This is a genomic window from Rhodoferax sp., assembly GCF_030646845.1.
In the GTDB taxonomy this organism is placed as follows: domain Bacteria; phylum Pseudomonadota; class Gammaproteobacteria; order Burkholderiales; family Burkholderiaceae_C; genus Rhodoferax.
On the sequence record NZ_JAUSLE010000055.1, the window covers coordinates 23,943 to 42,322 of the forward strand.

Sequence of the window (18,380 nt, forward strand, 5' to 3'; positions counted from 1 at the left end):
CTGTTCGACCGTCTGGCGGTGCTGCCGCAGTACCTCTTGCCCAAGAGGATGCTGACGGTCTTCGCTGGCAAATGCGCTGCCTCACATGCCCGCTGGTGGACGCGCAGGGTGATCCCCTGGTTCATCGCGCGCTACAGGGTGAACATGGCCGAGGCGGCGGACCCTGGTGCTGCCGGCTACACCAGCTTCAACGACTTCTTCACCCGCGCGCTACGTGAGGGAGCCCGACCGCTGGCGCAGGCCGATTTCGTCAGTCCGGTGGACGGCGCCGTTATCCAGTGCGGCCCGATCGAGGGCGACCAGCTCCTGCAGGCCAAGGGCCACCGCTACAGCACCCGCGCGCTGGTCGGTGGCGATGGCCAACTTGCAGCCCGGTTCGATGACGGCCAGTTCGCAAGCCTGTACCTGAGCCCGCAGGATTACCACCGCATCCACATGCCCTGCGACGGACGCCTGGTGCGCATGATCCATGTGCCGGGCCATCTGTTTTCGGTCAACCCGACCACGGTGCGCGGCGTGCCCGGGCTGTTCGCACGCAATGAGCGCGTGGTCTGTGTGTTCGACTCGGCAGGTGGTCCATTCGTGATGTGCCTGGTCGGTGCCACCATCGTTGGCAGCATCGCCACAGTCTGGCACGGCGTGGTAAACCCGCCGCGCCTGGCTGCGGTACGGGAGTGGCAGTACGACGATCAGACCATCTCGTTGCGCCAGGGCGAGGAGATGGGCCGCTTTCTTCTCGGCTCCACCGTGATCATGCTGTTCCCGAAGAACATGCTGCGCCTGCACGCCGACTGGGTGCCGGCGCGTACCGTCCGCATGGGTGAGGCCATGTCTTCAGCATTTTTAGCACTTGCGTAGTAAGTTGACACGCATCGGTCGCACGAAGTGTGCCCCGTCTACCGTCATGTGCGACTCAAAGCGTTCACGCACAGCCTGCAAAGTGCGGGCATCAAGGCGGTGATCCACGAATGTCACGCCGATCATGCGCTGTTCAAACTCGGCAAAGTCGCGGTAGCGCACCGGCGTCTCGAACAAGGTCTCGGTCACTTGCTCCCATGCACCGGAAGACACCGCTTCCTGCACTGCGCGCAAGGCTGCGGCACGCACCTGCTCCTCGTCGTGGAACAAGCGCATCACCTCGTTCAGCGCTCCGGCAAACACCGGCTCTGAAATATAGAGGAGACCTTCTGGTCGCAGCACACGGCGCACCTCCGCCAGCGCCGGGCTAAGCTGATCCAGCGGGACGTGGTGCAAGGACTTCAGCATCAGCGCCAGATCGAAACGTTGCGCCTCAAATGGGATTGCCTGCGCACCCGCCTGAACGAATTGCAGGCGCTGCTGCAGGTTGAGCAGGTTCTTGGCGTGTTGACGCTCGTCCACCTCCAGCCCTGTGACCTCGCACCTTGGACATCGGGCAAGCAACTGGCGTGACAGGTGCGCGGCACCGCAGCCCAATTCGATGATCTGCGGGTGCTGGTTCAGGTCGACCAGCGATTGCAGCAAGTCGAGTTCGTCGGTGATCAGTGGCGTGTTCATGCAGTGGAGTCGTGATGAATGAATTGGATCTGGAGCGTACAGGTAAGTTACATAAATTTTATGGAAAATATGGCTATAGCCCTCGTGTTTATTGATTTTATAGCTATATAAAACGTAGCAAACGAATGCCTGCTGCCACGCAGGTTGTCATTGGCCGTTGTTGTGGAGTTTCCATTCTCCCTCGTGCCCCATGGTTTTGGTGAACTCCGGAACCTTGCAGCGCTGCGCGTCGGACGGGTTGTCTGATTGGGTGGGACTCCCAGGCCCCGCGCAATCGCCAGCGCGCGGGTCGCCGCTGTGGGAGGACTGGGATCTGGCAGCGCAACCCGCACCCGATTCTGATGCTGATCAGCGCTTGAGCCGGTGGCAAGCCAGAACCCCCTCTCAAAATTCGCTGCAATCCGATGAGTTGGTCCTGAGCCAACTGACAATCGCATCGGCCACTGTTTGCCACCCTGGCTCAAGCATCATGTCATGGGCGATATTTGGCAGAATAATGGCTTGGGTCCCATAGGCACGCGCTGTGGCCTTGACCTGATCAGGGCTTATGAGCGTGTCTGCACCACCGCCCAAGATTAGCAGGGGTGTATTGACCTTCTCGGGTTTGGGCAGGCCGAGCCCCAACATTTCGGCAAAACAGCGGTAAGACTCGTCTTGCATTTGCTGCCAAAAAAGTTCGACTTGCGCCACAGGCATCTCATTTGGGAATAGCAGTTCCTTTGCCAACTCGGGGCTGCTGATCAATGGGTACAGGCTCCAGGTGGCGTTGACTTTGGCCATTAACCAAGGGTGGCGCCGGACCAGACGCAAGGCGGTGAGCAGCACCCCCATGGGTGGTATGGATGCCATTAGAACTCCCGCAGGTGCGCAATGCGTTTGCAGATACTTTTGAACCACCAGACCGCCCATGGAATGGCCGATGACGATGGGCGGTGCACTTAACTGGCGGGCAACTTGGGCCACATCGTCCACATAATCTGCCAAACCGGTCCAGCGCAAACGCCGCCGACCCTCGCTGTTCCCGTGTCCTCGAAGACTAATCGCATGCACTTGGAACCCCTGCTGTGCGAGATAGTCCGCAAAATGCACCTTCCAACACCATGCGCCATGCCACGCGCCATGTACCAGCAGCACTGGATTGTTGCTTAACTCCTGCAAAGGCTGCTGCGACAGGACTTCCAAGTTCATTTTGCGCATCGGTTTGGAGAGTCGATTGAACCTGCTGGCGTCTGGCTGCGCTTGATAAGTGTCAAAAGTAATGGCGATTGATGTAACTACCCATCAATTGGGTCAAAACTCACAAGCAGACCAGCCCATTGAAGCGTGTGATAACGATGTATATAAAAACGAAGAAAAGTCACGGCACGTCACGGCGCGCGGCGTGCCCGGGCTGTTTGCGCGCGACGAACGCGTGGTCTGTGTGTTCGAGTCGGCCCGTGGCCGTTCGCGCTGCCCTCGGTCAAAGCCACGTCAGCAGTAACAAAGATACGACCTGTCGCACGAATTAGCGCTTGACAAAACAGACACAAAAAAAGTCCTACCCCTTGCGGGAAGGACTTTCATGGAGTTCACCTTGAGCTTATTGGTTGACCGGCGACTTGGGATCGAGCAGAAAGGCTGTCATGTCCTTGATCTGAGTTTCCGTCAGACCGTTCAAATGACCAAAGCGGGGCATATTCGAGCAGGCGTTATAGGCCTTGGCATTGTAAAGCTTGCCCCAGGTGTACTTCACGACTTCCTCGGAATTGCCCCGAAGCTTTCCATAATGGTAAAGGCTTGGCCCAAGATTGCCGAAGGAAATTTCCTTCTTGGTCATCTGATGGCATGCGTAGCAGTTACCGCCATTGACGGTGTCAGACTTGTTGTTCCAAGCCATGCCAACGCCGCTTTGGGCAATTTTTTCGGCCTTCGTCCAGTCACCCAGGTACTTGCCGTCAGACGGCATCTTGATGGTTGCCAGTTGCTCCTGCTCGAGACGCTTGCGCAGCGTCGCGTCAAGATCCTTGCCCGTCATCTCTGCTTCCGAACAGGCGGCCTGCAACCCATCCTGATTTAGGCGCTCATGCTTGGCAATACCTTTGGTCTCGAAGGACTGATTGAGCATGTCCTTTGTCATCTTTTGGTAGTCATCGCCGGCGAAAGTGGCGCAACCTGCCAGCACGACTGCAGAGACAGAGGCAAAGATAAATGTGGTTTTTTTCATACTAATTTCTCCTTGCCCAAATTAACGCTTGATGGTGGGGGCAAGAGACGGAACGTCTTTGCCATTTACACCCATATAGACCGACAGAGCGACGGTGGCTTCAGACCCAAATTTGGGAGACGGGAAGCGCTGCAGCCGCAGGCAGTCATTCAACCGTTGCTGCATGGGCCAGAGTTGGCTGTTGCTGACGCGATAGGCCGGCCAAGAGGTGAAGGCACGGCCGGCAGGAACGTTCTTGGTGAGATTGGGCAGGCCCTGCAGGCGAATGCGCTTGTCGTCAGCGTTATGGCAGGTGGCGCAGGAAAAGTCGTAAGGACCGGCGCGGTAATAGAAGGCACGTTTGCCCAGCTCATACATGCGCCTTTCTTCGGCATGCGCCTGCGGCACATTTACCGGCATGCCCTTGGACTGCGTGACGACAAATGTGGCCAGCGAGATGATCTTCTTGTGGTCATCCTTGTTGTAATCAGCATCCTTTACATCGAAACCCTGCAGGGTATGCATGCAATAGGACAGGCGCATCTCGAGATCCATCACCTTGCCGGCATCGGCAAAGTAGCGAGGCAGCAAGACGTAGGCGCCTTTGAGCACGCCGGGGCCGATACCAAGATCGCATTGCTCAAGGGAGGCCTTCTTGGGACCGTCTTTTTTCTTCCAGAGTTCCTCGCCCTTGGCTTCCCACAGTTCCGCAGGGTTGCCATCAGCAATCATTTCGCGATATTGATCGATCGCTTTTTCAGCCTCCGACTGTGCCAACACGGCGCCGGGCGAGAGCAGACTCGCCGCAAAGGCGAAGCCAAACACTTTAAATTTGGATGGGATCATTTTGTTTCCTTCGTTTTAATAATGGTGCGGCCACCGATTGCATGCCGCCCTTGTCAGACACCACTGACACTACTTCAACGATGTCTCAAGAAGCCGTAGCTTCGTCGGTACGGGTTTCGCCCTTGCTGTCTTTCCATGTCACGGCGATCTTGTCGCCGGCCTTGGCGCCCTTGACGACGAACTGCAGGAACGGGTTCTTGGAAACCGCGGGGCCCCACTCTGCCGTCATGACGACCTTTCCATTGTGGCTGGCGGACACTTCGTTGATAAACCAGGCGGGAACGAGTTTGCCCGCCGAGTCCTTGCGTTGCCCGGACTCCATCTCGTGGCTCATCAAGACACGGACGGTTGCTTTGTCACCAGCGACTTGAGCGCGAATGCGCATTGGATCTGCCATTTTTCTACTCCTGAATCAGTATTGATTGAATTGGGGAAAGTGAGGTGCGCGGGGATTAACCGCCGCAACCACCGAGCGTGACCTTGACTTCTTTTTTCGCAAAAAGGGCCTTGCCGTCTGCCATCACGGCCACGGCATACACGTCGGACGACTGGCCCATCTTGGAACGCGTGGCAAAGCTTGCGTCCACGCTGTCGGTCACATTGAACAGGGCAACCAGGGCCGCGGGGTTCTTCTCGACCAGAATCAGAATCTGCTTGACGCCAGGCAGGGACGTGCTGGCGGTCAGCGGCACGACCGCGCCGTTTTCAGCAATGTCGGGGCCGCCGATGGTGACGTCCTTGCTTTCGACCGGCGCGCCGGCGCCGAGCGCCTTCAGCACGTCAGCCAGGCTCTTCGCCTCGAAGGCCGTCTTGTTGTACGCGGCCAACGCGTACTGGGGGAACAGGCCCGTGGATGCCAGCAGGCCAGCCACGATAGCGCTGTGTTTGAGTGTCTCGCGACGAGTTTGCATGTTTGGTTTCCTTGGTTGGATGTCATTACAGAGAAAGTTTTGTACGGGCGGCTCAAGGGCGGATGTAGGCATAACCCTGCTGTTGTTTTTGCATCAGCTCCACGACACCGGCAGGCACATACCCGATGGTGGGTAGCATGTCGGCATGGGTCAGCTTCTGCGCCCGCAGCGTGGTCTCGCACGCCACCACCTTGACGCCGCTTTTCAGGGCACCGGCAATGCGTTGGGCCACAGGGGAGTCGGTCTTGAGCATGCCAATGCCGGGACCGTAGACAACGATCTCCTGTTCGACATTTTCCGCACCCAGATCGGTCTGTACGTTTTGCACATTGTTCAGCGCCAGGCCCCACTTGGCGGGGTCGCTGTCACTGACTTGGAACACGATCTTGTTTTTTGCAGTCGTTGCCTGCGCCTGTGCCTCGGACGACATGAGCGTCGCTGCGAGCACAATCGCACCCAGCGACAAAAGGGTTCGCCGTCCCGTACTGTTTAGGGCGGCGTGTTTGAAAGTTGTCATGCGGATCTCCTGGTTGTACTACTTGGAATCATCTTGCAGGCGGTGCGGGTCAACCCGGCGGCTTGGCGAACGCTGTCTGTGCCACCGTGAGCGCCTTCTTCTTTTGTGACACCATGATCAGCGGTTTGTCGCCTGTCTTCGATGTCACTACCTGCCAATAAACGTCGGCCCACCAGCCCGAGCTTTCCTTCAGGGCTATCGGTTTGTCGAACGCAAAGACGGTGACCATGCCGCCCTTTTCAAAAAAGGTGGTGAGGTGGTAAACAAGATGCCCTTCAATCTCACACGGGCGCATCAATTGGGGGTAGCCCGGTACGGCATGGACGTGCTCCAGCCCAAGGTGGGCGAGCAAGGGTTTCGCTTCCATGAAGTTGCCGCGCAGGGTGCGTTCGTAATACTCGTGCTCAATGGCGCCGCGCACCAGTTCGGGTGGTCGAACGGCGAGAGCGCCACCTAGTGCTGTACCCATCAGCACCAATGCAGCGATGCCCAGTCGCACGCCCCAGCGGGCGAGCAGCGGTGTGCGGCGCAACAGGATGGCAGGAGTTTCGCCGGGCTCGTAGGCCAGGGACAGTTCTGCACGCGCGCGCAGGTCAAACTCGTCTTCTTGGTGTAGGTGTGTCATGTCAAGTTCTTCTGATCGTCGTCACGTTGCTCGTCACCGGCATGGATGGCTTCTGCTGACGGACACATGTTGTCATGGCGGTCTTCAAAGCATCGCGCGCGCGCGACAGACGCGACAGTACGGTGCCTGGTGCAATCTCGAGCGCTTCGGCAATTTGTGCCGTGGGCATGTCGTCAAAGTAATGCAGCACCAGCACTTCACGATGGATGGGCGCAATCCGGCCCAGGGCCTTCACCACGTCCAGCCGGTTGTCGATGCCCGAGTCGGGCGCGTGTTGTAAATCGGCCTCGTTGCTGTCCTCCAGCGACTGCACACACGGGCTGATATGCCGGAAGATGCTGCGCCGCATGATCTTGAACAGCCACGGCCGCGCCAACGACGCGTCGCGCAATTGGTCCCGGCAGTTCCAGGCATTGGCGAAACAGTCCTGCACCACGTCTTCCGCCACCGCGCGCGAGCCGGTCAACGCCCAGGCGCTGCGCATCAGGAAACGATAGTGATCGCGCACCCATTGGTTGTAGCGCGCTTCGGAATTCAGGAACATGAGTTAAAGAGCGCAGGAATGGGCTTTCCATTCCCTACAGGCACGGGTATTTCGTCGGGGTTTACCCCCGCATTGGGGCCTCCATTGCATCCACCGCCACCGGTACCCCACGGCTGATGAGTTCGCAGTCCTGGCATTTCTGCATCCAGTTTTGCTATTGAAAAAGTAGTATGTATGTCAAGCTGGTCGGGGTCGGCGTCGGGCGTAGGGGGAGGTGGTTGCAGGGTGGGCATGGCTTAGAGCAATTGCCCAACTTCACTCCAGCGCCTTAAGCCTGCGGTACAGCGAGCGCTCGCTGATCCCCAGCTTCTGTGCCAGGTCAGCCCGGCTGCCCTGGTGGCCCGCCAGCAGTTGCTGCAGCGCGGCGCGTTCGATGGTTTTGAGCGCGCCGGGTGCCAGGGTGATGCGGTCCATCGTGCTGGCGCTGTCAACCGCGGCAGCTTGCGGGTCGGTACGCGGCGCGGCTGAGGGGCGCCGGCCCGACAGCAGCGCCTGCTCAACATGTGCGACCTCCAGCGTATCGCCATCACACAGCAAGGCCGCGCGCTCCAGCAGGTTTCGCAACTCACGTACATTGCCGGGGAAGTCCTGCACTTGCAGCAAACGCAGGGCCGGTTCGCTGATCTGCAGCTTGCGCTGTGGCGCCACGCGCGCCAGCAGGGCCGCAGCCAACAGGTCAATGTCGTCCCGGCGCTCCCGCAGGGCCGGCAGGTGGATGGGGAAGGTGCTCAGGCGGTAGTACAAGTCTTCACGAAAAGTCCCTGTTGACACCATCTGGTCCAGATCGCGGTGGGTGGCCGATACCACGCGGATGTCCGCATGGCGCTGGTCGGTGCTGCCAACGCGGCGGTAGGTGCCGGTTTCCAGCAAGCGCAGCAGTTTGACCTGCATGGCCAGCGGAATATCGCCCACCTCGTCCAGAAACAGTGTGCCACCACTGGCCGCCTCAACCAGCCCGCCCCGGGCCGTATTGGCGCCGGTAAAAGCACCACGTTCATGGCCAAAAAGTTCGGACTCAAACAGGTTTTCCGGCAGGCTGGAGCAGTCCACCGCCACCAGGGGGCGGTGCGCGCGCGGGCTGGCCTCGTGCACGGCTCTGGCCACCAGTTCTTTGCCGGTGCCGGATTCGCCCAGCAGCAGCACCGTCGCCTGCGACGGCGCCACACGGGCCACCAGCGCCAGCATGTGCTGAAAGCTGGGCGCACGGCCGATCAGGCCCTGCACTACCGCCTTGCCCTGCGCCACCCGCAGCGGCTCCATTTTCTCGACGAAGTAAGCAAGCTCGCCACTGGCTTCCAGCAACGGTGCCAGTTCAATATTGACGTACTCCTCGCCCTTGGGCGTGTGGTGCAGGTGCAGCACCCGCTCGCGCTGGCCCGATTCACGTGACTTGGCCAGCGGGCAGGTTTCGCCCGCCTGGTCGCACGGGACACTGAAGTGATGGGACACCTCGTAGCACGTTCGTCCCACCACGCTGCGATCAGGGCTGAACTGACGCCTGTAAGCGGCATTGGCCGCCAGAATGCGGTATTGCGTGTCGAACAGGATGTGGGGCTCGCTCAGTCCCTCCAGGTAGGACATTAGTTCGGGCAGTGGTTTCACGCGGGCTCCTTGTGTGCGGGTGCCAGTTTATGCCCTAAATGGCAGTTAGCTGCCAGAATTGACAGTTATTCACCTGCTGCCATGCGCCATGCGCGACGACTAGAGCGCTAACCCGTTGAATTCATTGACCACTGGTGCGGGCGGCCGCATGGCATGGTTCTTGAGTTGTTCCATAGGCGAATGTATGAACTGTCATGAAGCCCCTGGACAAAAACCTCGTTAGAAAGCTGGCCGTGGTGCTGGTCATCAAGCTGGCCGTGCTGATGGCGTTGTGGTGGGTTCTTGTGCGGGAGCAGCGTGTGACGGTGGACGGTGACGGCGTGGCTGCCAAGTTTCTGCAAAGCACCCCCAAGCCCAAAGGAGCAACACAGTGATTTCTGAAGAGTTAGTCAATCTCTCACGGCTGCAGTTTGCTGCCACGGCCATGTACCACTTCCTGTTTGTACCACTCACCATCGGCATGGTGTGGCTGCTGGTGATCATGGAAAGCGTCTATGTCATGACCGGCAATGTGATTTGGAAGGACATGACCCGCTTCTGGGGCAAGCTGTTCGGCATCAACTTTGCGCTGGGGGTAACCACCGGCATCACGCTTGAATTCCAGTTTGGCACCAACTGGGCCTACTACTCGCACTATGTCGGCGACATCTTTGGCGCGCCGCTGGCGATTGAGGGGCTGATGGCCTTCTTCCTGGAGTCCACCATGATCGGCCTGTTTTTCTTCGGCTGGGACCGCCTCAGCAAGACCCAGCACCTGCTGGTGACGCTGCTGATGGCGGTGGGCACCAACCTCAGCGCATTGTGGATCCTGATTGCCAATGGCTGGATGCAGAACCCGGTGGGCGCCGAGTTCAGCTACCTGACCATGCGCATGGAGATGACGGATTTTTGGGCCGTCGTGTTCAACCCCGACGCACAGGCCAAGTTTGTGCACACCGTGTCGGCGGGTTACGTGACCGGTGCCATGTTTGTGTTGTCCATTTCCAGTTGGTATCTGCTGAAAAAGCGCGATGTGGCGTTTGCCAAACGGAGCTTTCGCGTAGCGGCTGCCTTTGGTCTGGCCTCGGTGCTGAGCGTGATCGTGCTGGGGGATGAATCCGGCTATACCGTGGGAGAAGCACAGCAAACCAAAATGGCCGCGCTGGAAGCCATGTGGGAAACCAAGCCGGCACCGGCTGGGCTGACCCTGGTGGCCAGCATCAACGAGGCGGAGCAAAAGAACGACTGGGAGATTGAGATTCCGTGGGTCATGGGTTTGATCGGTACGCGCTCCCTAACCAAGGAAATCCCGGGCATCCACGAGATCAAGGCCAAGAACCATGAGCGCATTTTGCGCGGCATCGTGGCTGTGAATGCACTGGACGCCCTGCGTGCCAATCGCAATGACACGGTGGCCAGGCAAGTGTTTGAAGGTCATAAGGCTGACCTGGGCTTTGGCTTTCTGCTGAAAAAGTATGTGGCCGATGTGAACCAGGCCACGCCCGAAATCATTGCCCGCGCCGTCGATGACACCGTGCCGCGCGTTATCCCCATGTTCTGGGCCTTTCGCATCATGGTGGGGCTGGGTTTTGCGATGCTGCTGCTGTTTGGCCTGGCGTTCTGGAGCACGCTCAAGAGCGCCTGCATGCAAAGGCCCTGGCTGCTCAAGTGGGCGTTGTGGATGCTGCCTGCCCCCTGGATTGCCTGTGAGTTGGGCTGGTTTGTGGCGGAGTATGGCCGCCAGCCCTGGACGATTTACGGTGTGCTGCCCACCCACATGAGTGTGTCCACCCTGAGTGTCAATAGCCTGTATGGCTCATTGGCCGGCTTCATCGGTTTCTACACGGTGTTGCTGGTGGTCGAGATGTATTTGATGGTGAAGTTTGCGCGCATGGGGCCTGGCAGTCTGGGCACCGGCCGCTACGACAACGAGGCGATTCATCACGCCGTCGCACCCGCCTGAAGGAGATCACAAGTGTTTGACTATCCAACCCTCAAAATCATCTGGTGGCTGCTCGTGGGTGTGCTGTTGGTGGGCTTTGCCATCATGGACGGGCACGACATGGGCGTGGGCACCTTGCTGCCCTTTGTTGGCAGGAGTGACCTGGAGCGCCGCGTGGTCATCAACACCGTGGGGCCGCACTGGGACGGCAACCAGGTGTGGTTCATCACCGGTGGCGGTGCCATATTTGCGGCTTGGCCACTGGTGTACGCCACGGCGTTCAGCGGGTTTTACTGGGCCATGCTGGTGGTGCTGTGGGCCTTGTTTTTTCGACCGGTGGGGTTTGACTATCGCAGCAAAATTCACAATGCGACCTGGCGCAGCACTTGGGACTGGGGTCTGTTCATCGGCGGTTCTGTGCCACCGCTGATCTTTGGCGTGGCGTTTGGCAACTTGCTGCAGGGCGTACCGTTTCAGTTTGACCAATACCTTGTGTCCACCTACACCGGCAGCTTCTGGCAGTTGCTCAACCCCTTTGCCCTGCTGGCCGGTGTGGTGAGCAGCGCCATGATCACGATGCACGGCGGCGCCTATCTGGCGCACCGCACGGAGGGGGTGATTCAGGCACGCGCTGTCAAGGGTGCGATTGGCGCGGCCATGGTAATGGTCATGGCCTTCGTGGCTGCCGGCGTCTGGCTTCAGAGCATTGACGGCTACCGCATCACGTCTGCCATCAACCCGTCCGCCTTGCCTGACCCCATGAACAAGACGGTGGTGCGCGAGGCCGGGGCCTGGATGGCCAACTATGGCCGCCAGCCTTTGCTGTGGGTATTGCCTGCATTGGGTGTGCTGGGAGCGCTCATGGCGGCGATGCTGCTGTTGGTGCGCCGCACACTCACGGCCTTTGTTTCGTCGTCCCTGGCACTGGTGGGTGTGATTGGCACGGCGGGTGCTTCCATGTTCCCTTTCATCATGCCGTCCAGCTCCATGCCAGCAGCCAGCCTGACGGTGTGGGACAGCGTGTCAAGTCACCTGACGCTCGGCATCATGTTCTGGGCCACGATGATTTTCATGCCGCTGATCGTGCTCTACACCTCCTGGGCCTACAGCGTGATGCGCGGCAAGGTGACGGCTGCGTACGTGAGAGAAAACGATCATGCCGCTTACTGATTACGAACCGATCAACACCGCAGTCTGAACACTGCAGAAGGAACATCACATGTGGTACTTTGCCTGGATTCTTGGAGTGGGCTTTGCCGTTCTGCTGGCAATTCTGAACGCCATGTGGGGCGAAAACGAAGAGGCCCGTGCGCAGGCACGCCAGGAGGAATGAGCCATGGTGACGCCGGTGCAGATATCGACAGACCATGACGATCAGGATGAGCCCGCGTTGCAGGACCGGGCCAGCATTCATCTGCCCAGCCTGAGCGTCGCGCTGGCCATCATGCTGGTGGGCAGCATCTATCCCTTGTTGTTCGCGGATGTGAATGGCAAGGCTGACCATGGTTTGGCCATGGCGCTGTTTTGGGCGATGAGCGCCGGGTTGGTGCGCGGTGTGGGTTTTGTGCCGCGTGCCCGGCTTTGGCGCTTGATGTTTTCAGGCTGGTCTTGTTCGGCGGGACTGGTCTTGGCGGCTTGGCTGCGCTGGGGAGTCTGAGGTGTATTTCCGCATTCTTCATGATGAGGGCAGCGGCGAGCTGACCTATGTGCTGGCCGACCAGGATGCCCGTGAGGCGGTGCTGATTGACCCGCGCGGGCGTGACTTGCCTGTGCTTGCCGCCCTGCTCGCCGAGCGCGAGTTGCGCTTGCGCTGGGTGCTGCGCACCCACCACCACGACCACCTGAAGCCCGACGAGGTCGCGCTGCTGGGTCGGCTGGGTGCACCGCTGGTTCAGGGTGACGCGGTGGCCAACGCCCGTTTCGCGCAGGACAACGAGATACTGCCGTTTGGGGATGAATTGATGCGGGTGCTGGCCACGCCTGGCCACACGCAGTCCTGCCGGAGCTTTGCCTGGCGCGACCGATTATTTTGCGGAGGCCTTTTGGCCGTGGATTCCTGCCCGCACCAGCCTCGCCCGGCTGCGCCCGAGGCCTTGTGGGACAGCGTTACTCAGCGCGTCTTTACCCTGCCCAACGAAACACTGCTGTTTGCAGGGCACGAACGCCGCGCCCGGTCAGTGAGCACCGTGCTGGAGCAGCGACGCTGGCACCCCTTCTTTGCCGGCCTGACCCGTGACGAGTTTTTGGCACACATGGCCGCCTTGCCCGCCAAGCCTGTGCCAAGCGTTGATTTGAAATCGCCGACCTGAAGCAATACCGATGAACACTGAAGTGACAACACCCAAGAAAATTATCCCCATCGTCCCCGTAGAAGCAGACGAAGAATTGATCTCGCTGTACGCGGCGCACGAGAAGATCTATCCGCGCAGTGTGGCAGGCTTCTTCTCCAACTGGCGCTGGGGCATGGTGTTCCTGACCCAACTGGTCTTCTACGGCATGCCGTGGATCGAATGGGGTCAACGCCAGGCCATTTTGTTTGACCTCGGCTCCCGGCGTTTCTATATCTTTGGCCTGGTGCTGTATCCGCAGGACTTCATCTACCTCACCGGCATTCTGGTCATCTCTGCCCTCTCGCTCTTCCTGTTCACCGCCGTGGCCGGGCGCCTGTGGTGTGGCTATGCCTGCCCACAGACCGTGTACACCGAGATTTTTCTGTGGATCGAGAAAAAAGTGGAGGGGGACCGCTCCGCCCGCATGCGCCGCGACGGCCAAGCCCTGTCACTGGACAAGGTCTGGCGCAAAGCGGCCAAACACTTCTTGTGGCTGGCAGTCGCCCTGTGGACCGGCTTCACCTTTGTCGGCTACTTCACCCCCATCAAGGAACTGGGCGTCGAGTTCCTGCACATGAGCATGAGCTCCTGGGAGGTCTTCTGGACCTTCTTCTATGGCTTTGCCACCTACGGCAACGCCGGCTTCATGCGGGAGCAGGTCTGCAAACACATGTGCCCCTATGCACGTTTTCAAAGCGCCATGTTTGACAAAGACACCCTGATCGTGACCTACGACGCCGAGCGCGGTGAACCACGCGGCGCCCGCTCACGCAAAGCCGACGCCAAGGCCTTGAACCTGGGCGCGTGCATTGACTGCACCCTGTGTGTTCAAGTCTGCCCTACAGGCATTGACATCCGAAAGGGGTTGCAATACGAGTGCATTGGCTGCGGCGCCTGTGCCGATGTGTGCGACACCGTCATGGACAAAATGGGCTATGAGCGCGGGCTGGTGAAATACACCACTGAGAACGCGATGAAAAACAAATGGACCACGGCGCAGACCTGGCGTCATGTCTTCCGGCCCCGTATCCTGATTTACACGACCGTGCTGCTGGGCATTGTCATTGCCATGCTGGTCAGTTTGACGATGCGCACGCCGTTCAAGGTGAACGTGGTGCGTGACCGCGGTGTCATGGCACGCATTGTCTCGGGCGGCAAGATCGAAAACGTGTACCAGCTGCAGGTGATGAACGCCACTGAGGCCACCCAGAATTACAAAATCACCGTGACCGGGCTGCCCGGGTTGACGGTGACGTCCGACAATGTCGTGATGGTGGAGTCCACCCAGGCGCGTCGGCTGGCGGTTCGGGTGCAGGCACCGTTTGAGGCGGCAACACCAGGGCCCCACCCGATTCAATTTGAAATCAATTCTCTGGATTCCCCCGGTCAGCTGTCAGAAAAGTCGGTTTTCCTGATTCCCAAATAACATTTTTGAGTCCATCAATATGACAACTGAAGGCGCCATCACACCGTATGAAATCCTGGGCGGCGAGGCCGGCGTCAAGCGCCTCGTCCACCGTTTTTATGAACTAATGGACCAGCTGCCCGAGGCCCACACCGTGCGACAAATGCACCCGGAGAGTCTGGAGGGCAGCGCTACCAGCCTGTTCGAGTTTCTCTCGGGCTGGTTCGGCGGCCCGGCTTTGTACATCGCAAAGAAGGGGCATCCACGGCTGCGCATGCGCCATGCCCCATATGCGGTGGGTCCGGTGGCGCGTGACGAGTGGATGCTGTGTATGACGCAAGCACTGACCGAACAGGTGGCGGACCAAGCCGTTCGCGCCAGTCTGATCGCAACTTTTGCGCAGATGGCCAGCCATTTGCTCAATACTGCTGGCGATGCCAGCTGCGCCGGGCAGCTGAGTTAGCGCCGTCATGCTGCTCACTGGCGCCCTGTTTCTGACGGCTGGATTGGCTCTGCGCGCTGGCGCCAATGTGTTGATCTTGCGTGGGCTGCGTGCGCCACGGCTCAAGCATCAAAGCACCCCTGCCGCTTTGGGACTGGCAGCCCAGTCCCTGCGATTGCCGGCCCCGGGTGGAAAAACGCTGTTTGCCTGGTTTGTCCCGGTGTCCGATTCCGTCCGGGCGCCAGCGGTGGTGGTGATGCATGGATGGGGTGCCAACGCCAGCCTGATGTTGCCTGCGCTCGCGCCGTTGCATGCCGCAGGCTTTGGCGTGCTGCTGATTGACGCCCGTTGTCACGGCGACAGTGACGATGAACCCTTCACATCGCTCCCTCGATTTGCCGAAGACATTGAGGCCGGCCTTGACTGGCTGCAGGCGCAGCCTTGCGTGGACGGCCAGCGGCTGGCCATTCTGGGCCATTCCGTGGGGGCTGGTGCGGCGCTGTTGTGTGCTTCGCGCCGCGCGGACCTGCGTGCGGTGGTGAGTCTCAGTGCCTTCGCACATCCGCGCGAGGTGATGCGCCGGTATCTGGCCGAAGCTCGCCTGCCGTATACCGTGCTGGGATGGTATGTGCTGCGCCACGTGCAGCGTGTCATCGGCGCGAGCTTTGACGACATTGCTCCGCTGACCAGCGTGGCCCGGGTCCGCTGCCAGGTCATGCTAGTGCATGGCACCGACGATGAGACGGTGCCGTTTGAAGATGCGCGGCGTTTGCAGGCGGCAGGGCGGCCTGGCATGGTGCAGTGCATTGCGGTGGCGGGCGGGCATGATCCCAGCGATGCGCTGAAGGATCACTTCCCACAACTAGTCCAATTCCTGCAACATGCCTTCAGGCACTCAAACCCTTAACATACGCCCTCCATCCCCATTACTTGCTTAGGAAGGATTCTGATGAAAACTGCTCACGATCTGGTCATCGCTGCCAAGTCCCGAATTCAAGAAATACCTCTGGCTGATGCCGAGCAGGCTATCCGCGAAGCAGACGTTTTGCTTGACGTCCGCGAGGCCGAAGAATACGCCGCGGGTCACCTGCCCGGTGCCATTCATGCCTCGCGCGGCATGCTGGAGTTCAAGCTCAGCAATAGCCCGGAACTCAGTTCGCGGGACTTGAAAATTGTGCTGTATTGCAAGACCAGCGGGCGCGCCGCGTTGGCTGCTTGCGCCCTGCACGATATGGGCTATTTGAATGTCAAGTCCATTTCCGGCGGTTTCGATGCCTGGGCCGGCGCCGGCAAACCGATTGCAAAACCCGTCCTGCCGACCTTCGAGTAATCGCGCCAGACGCCGTGCAGGAGCCGGCCGCCTCATTATTTGCCACTGCTGCCGTGGCGCCGGTGCAGGTGCCAGAAAACTCTGAGGCGCCAGACGCTTAAAGCGCGTCCTTCTCGACCTCTACCAGACAGTCATAAAACGTGGGCCCCCGCCCCAGGTCGGTCAGTTTTTGACTGGTCACCTGGTTCACGTTCGTGCCGTCCAGGCCGAGCTTGCGCCACCAGACGCCCAGCCCGTTGACCACGCCAGGGCGGGCGCGCTTTGAGATTTCAAGCTTGCAGCGGTACGCCCCGCGCTGGTTGAAGACGCGCACGATCTCGCCGCTTTGAATGCCGCGCGCTGCCGCGTCGGCGGCGTGCATTTCCAGCAAGGGCTCACCTTCGATGTCACGCAGGCTCTTCACGTTGACAAAGGTGGAATTCAGAAAATTCCGGGCCGGCGGGGAGATCATGGCCAGCGGGTACAGGGGGGACGAGCTGAACGCTTCGTGGTTGGGAACGTAGTCGGGCAGACCATCGAGGCCGCGTGCGGCCAGGCGAGCGCTGAAAAACTCGCATTTGCCGGAGGGTGTGGGAAAGTTGCCATGGGCAAATGGGGCCTGCGCCAGTGCCAGCGTGGCAAAGCCCTTGTCCAGCAACTCGTCAAAATTGACGGCGTCCCCGTAGGCCCTGCGGCACAGCGCCTGGTCGTCTTCGGCAAAACAGGCGTCGGTGTAACCCATGAGCCGGGCCAGCTCGCGAAATACTTGCGTATTGGGTTTGGCCTCGCCCAGGGGCGCAATGGCCGCACGGTTCAGCAGCACATCGGTATGGCCATAACTGGAGTGCACATCCCAGTGTTCAAGCTGGGTGGTGGCGGGCAGAATGTAGTCGGCGTAGTCGGCCGTATCGGTCTGAAAATGCTCCAGCACCACGGTAAAGAGGTCGTCCCTTTCGAAGCCCCGCACTACCCTGGCTGACTCGGGGGCAATCGCCACCGGGTTGCTGTTGTAGACGATCAGCGCTTCGATGGCCGGACCGAATTCAAGGCTGCTTGGGCGCAGCAGGTCGTCTCCAATGGTGCTCATGTTGATGGTGCGCGGCGCACGGCTGCCCAGCAGGTCGGGCCGTTGCATCGCCGCGCGATTGACCGGAAACAGGCCGGAACTGGACAGCAGCACACCGCCGGCGCGATGGCGCCAGGCGCCAATGAGCGCCGGCAGGGAGGCAATCAGGCGCGCGGCGTTGCCGCCGCCATGGACGCGCTGCATGCCGTAGTTCATGCGGATCGCCGCCGGCTCATGGCTTGCCACGCAAGCGCCGTAGTCCCGCGCCAGGGCGCTTATCTGCTCAGGGCTGATGCCGCACACCTGTGCAGCCCGCTCAGGTGGCCACTGCAGGGCGCGCTCGCGCAGCAAGTCCCAGCCCAATGTGTGGCGGGCCAGATAGTCGTGATCGAGCCAGTCATGGGTGATGAGTTCATGCATCAGCGCCAGCGCCAAGGCGCCGTCGGTGCCGGGCAGCAGTGCAATGTGTTCGTGGCATTTATCGGCCGTTTCGCTGCGGCGTGGGTCAATGCAGACCAACCGGGCGCCGTTGCGCTTGGCCACCTGGGCGTAACGCCAGAAGTGCAGGTTGCTGGCGATCGAGTTGCTGCCCCAGATGATGATCAGTCTGGATTCGGCAAAAAATTCCACCCGCATGCCGACCTTGCCGCCCAGGGTATGGGTCAGTCCCTCGCCGCCGGCAGCGGCGCAGATGGTGCGGTCAAGGAGAGATGCGCCAAGCTTGTGAAAGAAGCGGGCCGACATGCTCTCGCCTTGCACCAGCCCCATGGTGCCGGCGTAGCTATAGGGCAGGATGGCTTGGGCAGCGTCTGGACTGCGACGCGCAATGGTGCTGAGTCTGGCGGCAATGTCCTGCAGTGCGCTGTCCCAGCTCACCCGCTCGAACTGGCCGGCGCCTTTGGGCCCCACTCTTTTGAGCGGGTGCAGGATGCGCTCCGGGTGGTAGGTGCGCTCGGTGTAGCGAGAGACCTTGGTGCACAAGGCGCCATCGGTGTGGGGATGGGCCGGGTTGCCCTGCACCTTGATGGCGATTCCGCCGGCCACAGTGGTGAGCATGGAGCAGGTGTCCGGACAGTCATGGGGACAGGCGCCCAACACCTGGGTGTGCGTGGTGTCGGGCAGAAGGGAGGATGTTGCGTTCATG

General features: G+C 60.2%; 22 protein-coding genes. 11 read left to right on the plus strand and 11 right to left on the minus strand.

Going from position 1 to position 18,380, the window contains the following annotated elements; all coding sequences use genetic code 11:
• Positions 1-858, plus strand: coding sequence for an archaetidylserine decarboxylase (gene asd / locus Q7T10_RS13085; RefSeq protein WP_304749012.1), 858 nt, complete (start codon positions 1-3; stop codon positions 856-858).
• On the opposite strand, the gene Q7T10_RS13090 is transcribed toward asd, so the two are convergent.
• The 10 genes from Q7T10_RS13090 to Q7T10_RS13140 form a co-directional block, all read right to left on the minus strand.
• Entirely contained in the window at positions 844-1,632 is a 789-nt protein-coding gene (locus Q7T10_RS13090) for a class I SAM-dependent methyltransferase (protein WP_370653767.1), read from the minus strand. The genes asd and Q7T10_RS13090 overlap by 15 nt on opposite strands.
• Before the next feature lie 288 nt (positions 1,633-1,920).
• Positions 1,921-2,733 (minus strand): alpha/beta hydrolase, encoded by an 813-nt coding sequence (locus tag Q7T10_RS13095; protein ID WP_304748901.1) that lies wholly within the window; start codon positions 2,731-2,733, stop codon positions 1,921-1,923.
• Between the two features lie 382 nt (positions 2,734-3,115).
• A complete protein-coding gene (gene soxX / locus Q7T10_RS13105; protein WP_304748902.1) occupies positions 3,116-3,739 on the minus strand; it encodes a sulfur oxidation c-type cytochrome SoxX in 624 nt (207 codons plus the stop codon).
• 21 nt (positions 3,740-3,760) lie between these two features.
• Entirely contained in the window at positions 3,761-4,564 is an 804-nt protein-coding gene (gene soxA / locus Q7T10_RS13110; RefSeq protein ID WP_304748903.1) for a sulfur oxidation c-type cytochrome SoxA, read from the minus strand.
• A gap of 85 nt (positions 4,565-4,649) precedes the next feature.
• Positions 4,650-4,961: a thiosulfate oxidation carrier complex protein SoxZ gene (soxZ, locus tag Q7T10_RS13115; protein ID WP_304748906.1), complete on the minus strand. Its 312-nt coding sequence runs from the start codon at positions 4,959-4,961 to the stop codon at positions 4,650-4,652.
• A 55-nt stretch (positions 4,962-5,016) separates the two neighbouring features.
• Positions 5,017-5,475, minus strand: coding sequence for a thiosulfate oxidation carrier protein SoxY (soxY, locus tag Q7T10_RS13120; RefSeq protein WP_304748908.1), 459 nt, complete (start codon positions 5,473-5,475; stop codon positions 5,017-5,019).
• A gap of 52 nt (positions 5,476-5,527) precedes the next feature.
• Positions 5,528-5,992 carry a DsrE family protein gene (locus tag Q7T10_RS13125; RefSeq protein WP_304748910.1) on the minus strand — a complete coding sequence of 155 codons (465 nt, stop codon included), beginning with the start codon at positions 5,990-5,992 and terminating at the stop codon, positions 5,528-5,530.
• Between the two features lie 49 nt (positions 5,993-6,041).
• Positions 6,042-6,617, minus strand: a complete 576-nt coding sequence (locus tag Q7T10_RS13130; protein WP_304748913.1) for a hypothetical protein — start codon at positions 6,615-6,617, stop codon at positions 6,042-6,044.
• Between the two features lies 1 nt (position 6,618).
• Positions 6,619-7,161, minus strand: a complete 543-nt coding sequence (locus tag Q7T10_RS13135; protein WP_304748916.1) for an RNA polymerase sigma factor — start codon at positions 7,159-7,161, stop codon at positions 6,619-6,621.
• A gap of 255 nt (positions 7,162-7,416) precedes the next feature.
• Complete coding sequence (locus Q7T10_RS13140) at positions 7,417-8,742, minus strand: sigma-54-dependent Fis family transcriptional regulator (protein WP_304749016.1); 1,326 nt, start codon at positions 8,740-8,742, stop codon at positions 7,417-7,419.
• Positions 8,743-8,957: 215 nt separating this feature from the next.
• Between Q7T10_RS13140 and cydP the strand changes: the two genes are divergently transcribed.
• From cydP to Q7T10_RS13190, 10 genes are read left to right on the plus strand one after another with little or no spacing between them, the layout of a single operon-like run.
• Positions 8,958-9,137: a cytochrome oxidase putative small subunit CydP gene (gene cydP, locus Q7T10_RS13145; protein WP_304748919.1), complete on the plus strand. Its 180-nt coding sequence runs from the start codon at positions 8,958-8,960 to the stop codon at positions 9,135-9,137.
• A complete protein-coding gene (locus Q7T10_RS13150; RefSeq protein WP_304748921.1) occupies positions 9,134-10,705 on the plus strand; it encodes a cytochrome ubiquinol oxidase subunit I in 1,572 nt (523 codons plus the stop codon). The genes cydP and Q7T10_RS13150 overlap by 4 nt, the downstream gene beginning before the upstream one ends.
• 12 nt (positions 10,706-10,717) lie before the next feature.
• Positions 10,718-11,854, plus strand: coding sequence for a cytochrome d ubiquinol oxidase subunit II (cydB, locus tag Q7T10_RS13155; protein ID WP_304748923.1), 1,137 nt, complete (start codon positions 10,718-10,720; stop codon positions 11,852-11,854).
• A 49-nt stretch (positions 11,855-11,903) separates the two neighbouring features.
• Complete coding sequence (gene cydX, locus Q7T10_RS13160; protein ID WP_304748924.1) at positions 11,904-12,017, plus strand: cytochrome bd-I oxidase subunit CydX; 114 nt, start codon at positions 11,904-11,906, stop codon at positions 12,015-12,017.
• A gap of 3 nt (positions 12,018-12,020) precedes the next feature.
• A complete protein-coding gene (locus Q7T10_RS13165; protein WP_304748926.1) occupies positions 12,021-12,341 on the plus strand; it encodes a cyd operon YbgE family protein in 321 nt (106 codons plus the stop codon).
• Between the two features lies 1 nt (position 12,342).
• Positions 12,343-12,993, plus strand: a complete 651-nt coding sequence (locus Q7T10_RS13170; protein WP_304748929.1) for a hypothetical protein — start codon at positions 12,343-12,345, stop codon at positions 12,991-12,993.
• A 10-nt stretch (positions 12,994-13,003) separates the two neighbouring features.
• Positions 13,004-14,440, plus strand: a complete 1,437-nt coding sequence (ccoG, locus tag Q7T10_RS13175) for a cytochrome c oxidase accessory protein CcoG (RefSeq protein ID WP_304748931.1) — start codon at positions 13,004-13,006, stop codon at positions 14,438-14,440.
• Between the two features lie 19 nt (positions 14,441-14,459).
• Complete coding sequence (locus Q7T10_RS13180) at positions 14,460-14,882, plus strand: group II truncated hemoglobin (protein ID WP_304748935.1); 423 nt, start codon at positions 14,460-14,462, stop codon at positions 14,880-14,882.
• A gap of 7 nt (positions 14,883-14,889) precedes the next feature.
• Complete coding sequence (locus tag Q7T10_RS13185; RefSeq protein ID WP_304748940.1) at positions 14,890-15,768, plus strand: alpha/beta hydrolase; 879 nt, start codon at positions 14,890-14,892, stop codon at positions 15,766-15,768.
• Positions 15,769-15,810: 42 nt separating this feature from the next.
• Positions 15,811-16,191, plus strand: coding sequence for a rhodanese-like domain-containing protein (locus Q7T10_RS13190; protein ID WP_304748942.1), 381 nt, complete (start codon positions 15,811-15,813; stop codon positions 16,189-16,191).
• Positions 16,192-16,288: 97 nt separating this feature from the next.
• On the opposite strand, the gene Q7T10_RS13195 is transcribed toward Q7T10_RS13190, so the two are convergent.
• Positions 16,289-18,379, minus strand: coding sequence for a molybdopterin-dependent oxidoreductase (locus Q7T10_RS13195; protein ID WP_304748943.1), 2,091 nt, complete (start codon positions 18,377-18,379; stop codon positions 16,289-16,291).
• Position 18,380: the final 1 nt, after the last annotated feature.